The 12,863-nt window shown below is 32.3% G+C and carries 3 protein-coding genes; all 3 read left to right on the top strand.

Translation table 11 applies throughout. The features are described from left to right. The coding region (locus BFA01S_RS17955) for a phosphopantetheine-binding protein (RefSeq protein ID WP_156483874.1) at positions 1–278 on the top strand (278 nt) is incomplete at its 5' end. Between the two features lie 245 nt (positions 279–523). Then, a complete protein-coding gene (locus BFA01S_RS17950; protein ID WP_066233936.1) occupies positions 524–8,368 on the top strand; it encodes a non-ribosomal peptide synthetase in 7,845 nt (2,614 codons plus the stop codon). Between the two features lie 75 nt (positions 8,369–8,443). Next, a partial coding sequence (locus tag BFA01S_RS17945) for a non-ribosomal peptide synthetase (protein ID WP_156483870.1) occupies positions 8,444–12,863 on the top strand: 4,420 nt, incomplete at its 3' end.

The following is a 12,863-nucleotide window of genomic DNA, read 5'->3' as shown; positions in this document are numbered from 1 at the left end:
AGGCACCAAGAAACTTTGTAGAAGAAAATATTGTTTTAATCTGGGAAGAGGTTCTAGGGACTAAACCTATAGGTATTTCTGATAATTTCTTCGAAATAGGAGGGAATTCACTTAAATTAATGAGCGCTTTAACCTCTATAAACAAAAATCTTAATACTAATTTAAGTATTCAAAACTTTTTTGAAAATCCGAATATCAAACAATTAGCTATTTTAATCTTATCTAATAACACTCAGCCTCAAAGCAATCTTTACGATTATGTTGAGGAAGAAGTGTAACATTAAAAAATCACTCTCAATTCTGTACGGATGATTGATTTATGGTGATTAAGAGAAAAGTTATAAAAATATTTTTTGAAAATTACTTTATATTAAAACAGATTATAAAAATAAGCTTATCCCTGGAATACTGGGCAATCTCAAATCTTAATCGACAGGTTGTCCAGTTAACCAGGTGTGAAGGGTGAATTAAATCTTCACTCAGATATTAGGCACTGGGTACCATGAAAGGATTGATTTTTAATATGGACATTATCGGCTTTATAAATGAGTTGAAAAAGTCAAATATTTTCTTATACCATGATCAGGGGAAAATAAAAATCATTGGGCCCCGAGAGTTAATAACCACGGAAGTCAAACAAAAAATAAAATTGCATAAGGAAAAAATAATTACTGCATTAAAAAATGTAGAGATAAATAGAGAGAATGAAATCACAAAAGCTGAATCAACAAAAAATAACTGTTATCCTCTATCACTGTCCCAAAAAAGAATGTTTATCTTAAACGAACTGGAAACAGAAGGTACGACATATAATATTCCATTTGTTATGAAGTTAAAGGGGTATTTTCATTTGAATGTCTTTGAGAATGCCTTCAAAATTTTGATTAATAGACATGAAGGTTTAAGAACAGCCTTTGTAACTCTTAATGGAGAGCCTGTACAAAAGATAGAAAAAGAAGTGAAATTTAACATAGAATATGGCGATTTAGACGGAGGGAATTTACTAGAAAGAATCACAGAATTCATAAGACCATTTAATTTAGCAAAAGCTCCCCTTCTAAGAGTAGAAATCCTAAAAGTTAATAATGAAGAACATTTCATGATGTTTGATATGCATCATATTATTTCAGACGGAATGTCGATGGGCATATTAATGAAAGAATTTTGTGATATATGTAATGGAATTGAATTAACATCTTTAGATATACAGTATAAAGACTACTCAGAATGGCAAAAAAAGTTCTATGAGGAAAATAACATAAAGAAACAAGAAGAATACTGGCTTAGAGTATTTGAAGATGAGATTCCTGTTCTTAATATGCCGACAGACTTTCAAAGACCGCAAATACAAAGCAATGAAGGAGATAGTTTAGGCTTTGAGATAGACGTTGAATTAATGGATAAACTTAAGATTATTGCAAGAGAAAATGGAGTGACTATGTATATGCTTCTTTTAGCTGCATATACAACGCTGCTTTCAAAATATACTGGACAAGAAGATATTATAGTTGGGTCTCCGATTGCCGGAAGGTCACGTCATGAGTTTAAAAAAATTATTGGAATGTTTATTAATACTCTAGTGATGAGAAATTATCCTAAAGCTGATAGCAGATTCATTGATTACTTGAAAAAGGTTAAAGAAAATACATTGAATGCCTATGATAATCAGGATTATCAATTTGATTCTCTAGTTGAAAAATTAGACTTAACAAATGATATGAGCAGGAATGCATTGTTTGACACAATGTTTGATATACAAAGGAAGGATAACTTCTCATTTAATGTAAATGGAATTACGTCTGAAATTTGTGACATCAATCTAAATATAGCTAAGTTTGATCTAAGTCTTACAGCCATAGAATGTTCAGATCATTTAATATTCGATATACAATATTGTACAAGATTGTTTAAAAAAGAAACTATAGAAAGACTTGCTGGTCATTTTGTTAATATTCTGAATGTAATTGTTGAAAATCCAAAACAAAAATTAAACGAGATCGATATTCTCTCAGAAGAAGAAAGAAAAACTATATTACATAAGTTCAATGATACCCAAGTAGAATTACCAGAAATTTGTAATATAAACAGTTTATTTGAAAAACAGGTTGAGAAAACACCTAATCATATAGCATTAATATTTGAAGAAAAACAAATAACATATATGGAACTGAATGAAGAGGCAAACCAATTGGCAAGGATGCTTCGGACCAAAGGAGTAAAACAAGATACAATTGTAGGAATCATGGTTGAAAAATCTATGGAAATGGTAGTCGGAATATTGGCAATTTTAAAAGCTGGTGGAGCTTATCTTCCAATAGATCCGGAGTATCCAGAAGATAGGATACAATACATTCTCAAAGATAGCGGAGCAAAATTAATCCTAAGTCAAGAGCACTTAAAATTCAAGATTGGACCAATAGAAAGTATTTTATTTGAAGATGAAAATATCAAATCTCAATGTAAGCACAATTTAGATAATTTAAATGATACATCAGATTTGGCTTACCTAATTTATACGTCAGGTTCTACTGGAAAGCCAAAAGGAGTTATGACTACTCATCAAAATGTAATAAATTATATTCATGCATTTTCAAAAGTAATACCTTTAGATGAAGAAGATTCGATTTTACAGGTAGTTTCATTTTCATTTGATGCGTTCACTGAAGAAATTTTCCCAATTCTAGTTAACTCAGGAAAGTTGGTTGTTAGTAGAAAACTTGGAGATTTGAATATTGATGAGCTAGTTAAAAAAATTGATTTACACAATATAACATTAGTTAGCTGCTCACCGCTGTTGCTAAATGAAATTGATAAAAATGAAAATTTGATTCTGAAAAAAAACATGAAATTTATTAGTGGCGGTGACGTTTTAAAGTACGAATATATTAAAAATATTATTGAGGTTGCGGATGTTTATAACTCATATGGACCAACCGAAACAACAGTTTGTGCCACATATTATAAAGTCAGTGCAGACGATTATTTAAAAACAAGTATACCAATTGGTAAACCACTGAGTAATTACAAAGTGTATGTTTTAGATGAATATTCACAAATGCTGCCAGTAGGAGTAGCTGGTGAGTTATATATAGGTGGGAAAGGTTTAGCACGAGGCTATCAGAATAATAAAGAGCTAACTGATGAAAAATTTGTAATCAATAAATGGAGTCCAAGCGAAAAATTATATCGTACAGGCGATTTAGCTAGATGGCTTCCAGATGGAAATCTTGAATTTCTGGGCAGAATGGACAATCAAGTTAAAATTCGCGGTTTTAGAATTGAACTGGATGAAATAGAACACCATTTATTAAAGCAAACACATATTAAAGAATCAAAAGTAGTTTTGAAAGAAGGCAGAAATGATAGCAAATACCTCTGTGCTTACTTAACGTTGAATGAGTGCAATGAGAGTACCAACATAGATAAAAATAAACTAAGAGAATCACTTGTAAAAGAGTTTCCAGATTATATGGTCCCATCTCATTTCGTACAACTTAATAAAATGCCTCTTACTATAAATGGAAAGATTGATATTAAGGCTCTACCTGAACCGGATTTAAGAAAGGTAATAGAAGAAACATTTGAAGCGCCCCAAAATGAAGTAGAAGAAAAGATCTCCTTAATATGGAAGGATATTCTGTGCATTGACAAAATTGGTGTAAACTATAATTTCTTTGAAGCTGGCGGTGATTCTTTAAAGGCTTTCTCTTTAGCTTCTAAAATATATAAAGAATTAAATATTGAAGTGCCGTTAAAGCAAATTTTTAATTCACCCACTATAAAAGGAATGAGCGAGTGGATTAAAGGACAAGAAAAAAGTATTTACTCCACAATTAAACAATCTCAGATGAAGGAATTTTATAACCTATCTTCGGCTCAAAAAAGGCTATACATTCTAAATGAAATAGAAGGTTGCGGAATTACTTATAATCTTCCTTTTGTTATGAAAATAAATGGCCCGTTTAATTTGAAAGTTTTTGAGAATGCCTTCAAAATTTTGATTGAGAGACATGAAGGGTTAAGAACAGTCTTTGTGACACTAAACGGAAAACCTGTACAAAAGATAGTAAAAGAAGTGGAATTCAAAATAGATTATGGTGATTTAGGTGAAGAGAATTTATCAGAAAGAATAGCACAATTCATAAAGCCTTTTAATTTAGAAAAGGCGCCCCTACTAAGAGTAGAGATTTTAAAAGTTAATAATGAAGAACATATGATGATGTTTGATATACATCATATCATTTCAGATGGAGTATCATTAGGGATTTTAATGAAAGAATTCGCGGATATTTGTGATGGAAAACCTTTAAACCCTTTAAATATTCAGTATAAAGATTATTCTGAATGGCAAAAGGAATTCTATAAGGTAGGAAGTATCAAAAAACAGGAAGAGTACTGGCTTAAGGTATTTGAAGATGAAGTTCCGGTCCTTAATATGCCTACTGATTTTCCAAGACCGCAAATACAAAGTAATGAGGGAGATAGGTTAGGTTTTGAGATAGACCACGAATTATCAAACAAACTTAAGGTTTTGGCAAGAGAAAATGGTGTGACGATGTATATGCTTTTATTAGGGGCTTATACAACGCTGCTTTCAAAATACTCTGGACAAGAGGATGTTATCGTTGGAACACCAATTGCAGGGAGACATCATGAAGATCTGAAGAACGTTATCGGAATGTTTGTAAATACTCTAGCGATGAGGAACTATCCTAAACACGAGATTAGTTTTGTCGATTATTTGAAGAAAGTAAAAGAAAATACATTAAATGCTTACGAGAATTGTGATTTTCAATTTGATGAGCTGGTTGAAAAATTAGCCTTAAAAAGAGATATCAGCAGAAATGCCTTGTTTGATACGATGTTTTCTGTTCAAAGCTTAGATGAGCTCGAATTTGATATAAAAGGCTTAAAGCTTGAACCATATAACATCGATTTCGATATAGCAAAATTTGACTTGAGTCTTTCAGCAATAGAATTTTTTGATCATATAAAATTCGATTTAGAATATTGTACGAAATTATTTAAAAAGGAAACAATCGAAAGACTTGCCGGTCATTTCATAAATATATTAAAGGGAATCGTTATTAACCCAGAACAAAAGTTAAGCGAAATAAATATACTTTCAGAAGAAGAAAGAAAAACACTTTTGAACACATTTAACGATACTGAGACTCAATATTCATTGGCCACTCTGCATGAACTCTTTGAAAAACAAGTTCAAGAAACACCTTATAACATAGCTGTTGTATTTGAAGAAAAGGAATTAAGCTATGCAGAATTAAACGAAAAAGCAAATAAATTAGCGAGAACATTAAGAGAAAAAGGAATAAAACAAGGCAGTATAGCTGGAATAATGGTCGACAGGTCAATAGAAATGGTGGTCGGAATAATCGCCATTTTAAAAGCTGGGGGAGCATACCTCCCAATAGATCCTGATTATCCCACAGAAAGAATAAAATTCATGCTCAAAGACAGCATGGCAGATATCATTCTTACACAGGATCATTTCATTAAAAGAATGAATTTTCACGAAGAGGTAGTAAATATAGATGAATTAAATATGTATCATGTAAATGGAAGTAACCTGAAGAATATTAGTTCTCCCTCTGATTTAGCTTATGTCATATATACATCCGGAACGACCGGTACTCCTAAAGGTGTTATGGTAGAGCATAAAAATATCATTAATGCTCATTATGCCTGGAGAGAGCATTATGAATTGAAGGAATATAATGTAAGGCTTCTCCAAATAGCAAGCATGTCTTTTGATGTATTTGCAGGAGACTTATGTAGAAGCTTATTAAACGGGGGCACAATGTATATTGTGTCAAGTCATATTAAGCTGGAAATGGATTTATTATATGAGGAAATAAAAAAATATAAAATTAATACTTTTGAGTCAACACCAAGTCTTATCATTCCTTTCATGAATTATATCCATGATAAAAATCTAGAAATTAATAGCATGAGATTGCTGATTTTAGGATCTGATAGCTGTCCAATAAATGAATATAAAAAATTGCTTAAATTATACGGAAGCAGTATGAGAATTATTAATAGTTACGGAGTTACAGAGGCTACTGTAGATTCCAGTTACTATGAAGAAGACTATGGTCGGCTGCCTCAAATTACGAATACACCCATAGGGAAACCGCTAAATAATACAAAGTTTTATGTTTTAAGCTCTTCTTTAACTCCTCAGCCAATAGGAGTGTATGGAGAATTGTATATTGGTGGAAAAGGTGTTGCAAGAGGGTACCTTAACAAACCATTTCTTACTAATGAAAGATTTCTTGATGATTGTTTTGATTTAGGTCAAAAAATGTATAAGACAGGGGATATGGCAAGGTGGCTTCCAGACGGAAATATTGAATTCTTGGGAAGAGCTGATGATCAGGTAAAAGTCAGAGGTTTTAGAATAGAAACAGGGGAAATTGAGACGCAGCTATTAAATAACCAGCATATAAAACAAGCTTTGGTAATTGCCCGAAAAGACGATAAGGGCCTCACATATTTATGCGCATATATAACTGCTAAATTAGATTTAACTACAAGGCAACTAAGAGAGTATTTGTCTGCTAATTTACCAGATTATATGATTCCAACCTATTTCGTTCAATTAGAAACATTTCCTCTTACACCTAATGGAAAGGTAGATAGAAAAGCTTTGCCTTTAGTTAACGAGGATAATATTTCCAATTCGGTTGAATTTGAAGCACCTAGAAATCCAGTGGAGGAAAATCTGGCAGCTATTTGGGAAGATGTCTTGGGTGTTAAGAATATTGGGATAGATGACAGCTTCTTTGAAGTTGGAGGTGACTCTATAAAAGCTTTACAGATAGTCTCAAAGCTGTCGAAGGTAGGACTAAAACTTAAGATTAAAGACCTGTTTGCAAATCCAAAAATTAAAAATCTTAGTAAATATATAAGTACTGATCTAAAAGTTAAGAAAGTAAATGAAATAATCCAAGGAAATATTTCATTGACACCTATACAGAGAAGGCATTTTGAAATAAACAACAAGGAGTTAGATCATTACAACCAGTCGTTTATGCTTTTTAGGGAAAATGGATTTGATAAAAAGATTATAGAAACTGTATTTACGAAACTATCTGAACAACATGATGCTCTGAGAATGATTTTTGAAGAAAGAAATGGCGAAATCCATCAATATAATCGTGGATTAAACGAAAAAGCTTTCGATTTATCTGTCTACGATGTTTCAGATGAACAAGATCAAGAAGCTGTCGTTCATCAAGTAGCTACTAATTTGCAAAAGGATATATCAATAACGGCTGGGAAAATGGTAAAACTTTGTATCTTTAAAACAAATCAAGGTGATCATCTACTTATTATCATCCATCACCTTATTGTAGATGGAGTGTCTTGGAGAATACTTTTTGAAGATTTTGAAGAAGCATATAAGCTTGCTTTACAAGGTAAAAAGATTGAACTGGGTTACAAAACGAATTCTTATATGGAGTTTTCACAAAGGTTAATAGAATATGCTAACAGCAATAAACTTAAAAAAGAAAAGAAATATTGGGAAGAAATATCTAAAACAAGAGTAAAATTCTTGGCCAAAAAAGAAGGAATAAATGCACATGATTATGAGAATAGTACAACATTAAGAATCTCATTAAATGAAGAAAATACAGCCCAATTATTGGGTGAAACAAACAAAGCATATAATACTCAAATAAATGATCTCCTTTTGACCGCATTACTAGTAACTGTAAGAGCGTTAACAGGGGAAAACAAACTGAAAGTTCTTATGGAGGGACATGGAAGAGAAGAGGTTATTGAAAACATTGATGTAAGTAGAACAATAGGTTGGTTTACTTCAATGTATCCTGTGTACCTTGATTTAGATGAGGAACGGGAAATTTCCATGAGCATAAAGATGGTAAAAGAAATATTGAGAAAGATCCCACATAACGGAATAGGGTACGGAATTTTAAAGTATCTGGCAGAAGATGATGGTCTATCGCAAGATGAAGCAGCACCTATATTATTTAATTATTTAGGTGAAATAGATAAACATGTTACCAATGAAGAATTTTCTTCATCATGGTTATCAACTGGTGAAAGCATTGGCAGGCGAAGTGCTAGGGATGCATCCATTGAAATGGATTCAATAGTGTTAGAAGGAAAATTGATAATTAGTACTACATTCAATTATAAAGAATATTCTGAAGCCACAATAGAGGATTTTAATCACAGATATAAAGAGAGTTTAGAAATGATAATCAACCATTGTGTCAATAAATCTGATACTGAAAAAACATCTTCTGATTATGGTTATGATATGTCATTAGAAGACCTTGAAGAACTATTAAATGAATATGAATATGTAGACAGCTAAACCTTAATGATAAAAATCAACTCATTCTTTTAACAGTTAGTTTTTTAGGCTGATACAATTTAGGAGGATCATTTCATGAAAGTAAATAAAGTTGAGAAAATCTATCCGTTGTCAAACATGCAAAAGGGAATGCTCTTTCATTCTATTAATGGGACAAGTTCAAATGCCTATTTTGAACAAATGGTTTTAGATATAGAGGGTTATATAGATGAAACTCTCTTTGAGGAAAGCTTCAATGAAATAATGAAGAGGCATGAAATATTAAGAGCATCGTTTAATTATAAGATGGATGAACCATTACATGTAATCATAAAAGGTAGAAAGATAAATTTTAATTATGAGGATATAAGTAAGAAGGATTCTAATTACAAAGCGAAGCGTATAGAGAGATATTTAAAAGAAGATCAGGAAAAAGGTTTTGACTTAACTAAAGAAACCCTTATGAGAATTTATTTGATGAAGACAGAAGGGACATCATATAAATTAATATGGACTTTCCATCACATATTACTTGATGGTTGGTGTGTAGGAATTATATTAGAAGAGCTCTTTACCATTTACTCAAATAAATTAAAAGGAACAAAACATCAGTTAGAAGATCCTAGGCCTTATAGTGATTATATAAAATGGTTAAATAATCAAGATACAGAAGAGGGTCTGGAATTTTGGAAGAATTATTTAAAGGGATACCAAGAAAAAGCTACAATTCCAAAACTGAATAATTCGAGTACTTCAGAATATAAAAGAGGGGAAAAAGTAATAGAGTTTTCAGAGGAACTTACTGAAAAAGTTATACAAATGGCAAAGAGAAACAACGTCACTTTAAATACAGTAGTACAGAGTATTTGGGGCCTGATTCTAGCAAAATACAATAATACTGAAGATGTTGTTTTTGGAACAGTAGTTTCAGGAAGGGATGCGTCAGTAGAAGGTATTGAGAAAATGGTTGGTTTATTTATCAATACAATCCCTACGAGAATAAAACTTGAGAGTGACAATACGTTCAAAGAACTTTTAAAAGTTTCCCAAGAAGGTGCGATAGAAAGTAATCATTATAATTACATCAATTTAGCTGAAGTTCAAATACAAAGTAAATTGAAGAATAATCTTTTAGATCATGTGTTGGTATTTGAAAATTACGCAGTTGATAAAGAAGTTCTTGAAGACAAAGAAAGTGAATTAGGTTTTGAAATTGTATCTGTAACTGATGAGGAGAGAAGTAATTATAGCTTTAGTATTACTGTAGGAATAGGAAGAAAGCTAAAATTAATGCTAGTTTATGATGAAAGTGTTTATGAAAAGGAGCTAATTAACAGTATCGCTTCTCATATAAAAAATGTCACTGTGCAATTCGCGGCTAATGACAATAAGAAACTTAGTGAGATAGATCTACTTTCAGAAGCGGAAAGAAACACTCTTATCCACAGTCTCAATCAAACAAAATGTAATTATCCCAAAGATAAATTGATTCATCAATTGTTCGAAGAGCAGGTAGAAAAAACACCTGATCATGTAGCAGTTAACTTTGGTGACAAAAACCTTACTTATCAAGATTTAAATGATAAATCAAATCAAGTTGCTGAAATGCTTCGAGAAAAAGGTGTTCAGTCTGACACAATTGTAGGGATAATTGTAGACCGTTCTTTTGAAATGATTATAGGAATTATGGGGATTCTTAAATCCGGTGCAGCATACCTACCGATAGATCCTGATACTCCTATAGACCGAATTGGGTACATGTTAAAAGATAGTAATGCTGCCATGTTATTAACGAAAAATCTATTCATGGAGCAGTTTAAGTTTGATTTAGAAACAATTAACCTAGATACGGTAGATTTACTGAGATATAGCAAAGAAAATTTACAACCGATAAATTACTCTAGTGATGCAGCTTACATTATATATACTTCAGGCTCTACAGGAATTCCAAAGGGTGTAATTATCCCTCATTATAGTGCAATAAGAGTAGTTAAGAATACTAATTATATCGACATTTACGATAGTGATTCCATCCTGCAGCTATCAAATTATTCCTTTGATGGGTCAGTATTTGATATTTTTGGTGCACTTCTTAATGGTGCAAGATTAGTGATGATTGATAAAGATACAGTTATAAATCTTAGTAAGTTATCACAGGTAATAAGAACTGAGAATATCAGTATTATGTTCATTACAACAGCTCTCTTTAATACCCTTGTTGATTTGGAATTAGATTGCTTAGAAAACATAAGAAAAATACTTTTTGGTGGTGAAAGAGTTTCAGTACAACATGTGCAAAAAGCACTTAAAAGAATAGGCAAAGATAAATTAGTTCATGTTTACGGACCAACTGAAAGCACTGTATATGCCACTTATTATTTTATCAATGACGCAACTGAAATCATACCAATTGGAAAACCGTTAGCGAATACTTCAGCTTTTATTGTAGATAAGAATAATCAGTTACTTCCCTTTGGTGTGCCAGGAGAGCTTTGTATTTCCGGAGATGGATTAAGTAAAGGATACTTAAATAATGACGAGTTAACAGTTGAGAAATTTGTCTCAAATCCGTTTGTTCCTGGAGAAAGAATGTACCGGACAGGGGACCTTGTACGGATGCTGCCTGATGGAAATATTGAGTTCTTAGACAGAATCGATCATCAAGTGAAGATTCGTGGATACCGGATTGAACTTGGTGAAATCGAAAATCAACTCCTGAAACATGATGAAGTAAAAGAAGCAGTCGTCATTGCAAAGAAAGACAAAGATGATCAGCCATATCTCTGTGCGTACTTTACCTCTGATAAACCAAGGGTAGAATTGATAAAAGGAATCAGAACGATTTTGACAAAAGACCTTCCGGATTATATGATTCCTGCTTTTTTTGTCCAGCTTGAAAAACTACCGCTTACTACAAATGGGAAAATCGATCGAAAGGTTTTACCGGAACCTGATGAATCTAGTTTCACTGTAGACTATACAGCTCCAACAAATAAAGTGGAAGAAAAACTATTATCCATCTGGCAAGACATCTTGGGAGTGAAGAAGGTAGGAATTAATCAACATTTCTTTGAAGTGGGAGGCCATTCCCTGAAAGCTACTACTATGATTTCCAGAATCCATAAGGAACTTAAAGTAGAAGTTCCGTTGCGACAAATTTTCCAGACACCTACTATTAAAGGAATTGGGGAATTCATTACTTCAACAAAAGAAAGTATATATTCATCTATCAAAAAAGTGGAGGAAAAAGAATATTACCCACTTTCATCCGCCCAAAGAAGGCTCTTTATATTAAATCAAATTGAAGGCAGCGGTGTTTCTTATAATATGCCTTTTGCCATGAAAATTAAAGGCGACTTTGATGTGAATCAGTTTGAAATGGCTTTCCGCAAACTAATTGAAAGACATGAAGCTTTAAGAACTTCATTCGCAATGGTAGACGGGGAGCCTGTTCAAAAAATCGAAAAGAATGTTGACTTTAAGGTGGCTTACAGGAAAGCTGACGTTGATAGAGCTGATGATATCATTAATGAGTTTGTCAGACCTTTTGATTTGGTAAAAGCTCCTCTTCTACGAGTAGAAATCTTAAACTTAACGGAAGATGAGCACCTAATAATGCTGGATATGCATCATATCATATCAGACGGTGTATCTATGGGGATTCTGACGCAAGATTTAACCAATCTATATGAAGGAAAAGAATTAACACCGATAAGTCTCCAATATAAGGATTACTCGGCTTGGCAAAAAGAATTGTATGCCAAAGAAGAAATGAAAAAACAAGAGGCATTTTGGATAAATGTGTTTCAAGAGGAAATACCTGTACTAAATTTGCCTACAGATTTTAAAAGACCGCTGAAACAGAGCGTTGAGGGAAGTCAATATAGTTTTGAGTTAAATAGTACATTGACAGAAAAGCTAAATAGAATTGCCAAAGAAAATGGCGTAACCATGTACATGCTTCTTTTAGCTAGTTATACAACGCTTCTCTCAAAATATTCTGATCAAGAAGATATTGTAGTGGGGTCACCAATTGCAGGGAGGCCACATGATGATCTGAAACATATTGTTGGACTTTTTGTAAATACACTTGCAATGAGAAATTTTCCAAAAGGCAAAAAAACTTTTCGTGACTATCTGAAAGAAGTAAAAGAGAATGCTTTAAAAGCCTATGAAAACCAGGATTATCCTTTTGATGAATTGGTTGAAAAACTGGATATCAAGAGAGATATGAGCAGAAGTGCGTTGTTTGATACAATGTTTATTTTGCAAAATTTAGAAGTTTCCGATGATAAGATTAATGGCTTAAATTTCGAAGCATATGACACTAAAACGAATATAGCAAAATTCGATTTGACATTATCAGCAATAGAAACAAACAACATCATAAAATTTGATTTAGAATATTGCACAGCACTGTTTAAGAAAGAAACAGCTGAAAGGATATCAAACCACTTTATCAGTGTTTTAAGGGAGATTGCCAATAATCCCGAAGTTGTATTAGATCAAATAGAAA

It is taken from the genome of Metabacillus fastidiosus NBRC 101226 (assembly GCF_001591625.1).
GTDB lineage: Bacteria > Bacillota > Bacilli > Bacillales > Bacillaceae > Metabacillus > Metabacillus fastidiosus.
The sequence above is the reverse complement of the archived record's forward strand: the minus strand, read 5'-3'. Positions and strand labels throughout refer to the sequence as shown.

Coding starts and splice junctions, on each gene's coding strand:
- BFA01S_RS17950 (WP_066233936.1), top strand. CDS start 524: ATGGACATTATCGGCTTTATAAATGAGTTGAAAAAGTCAAATATTTTC.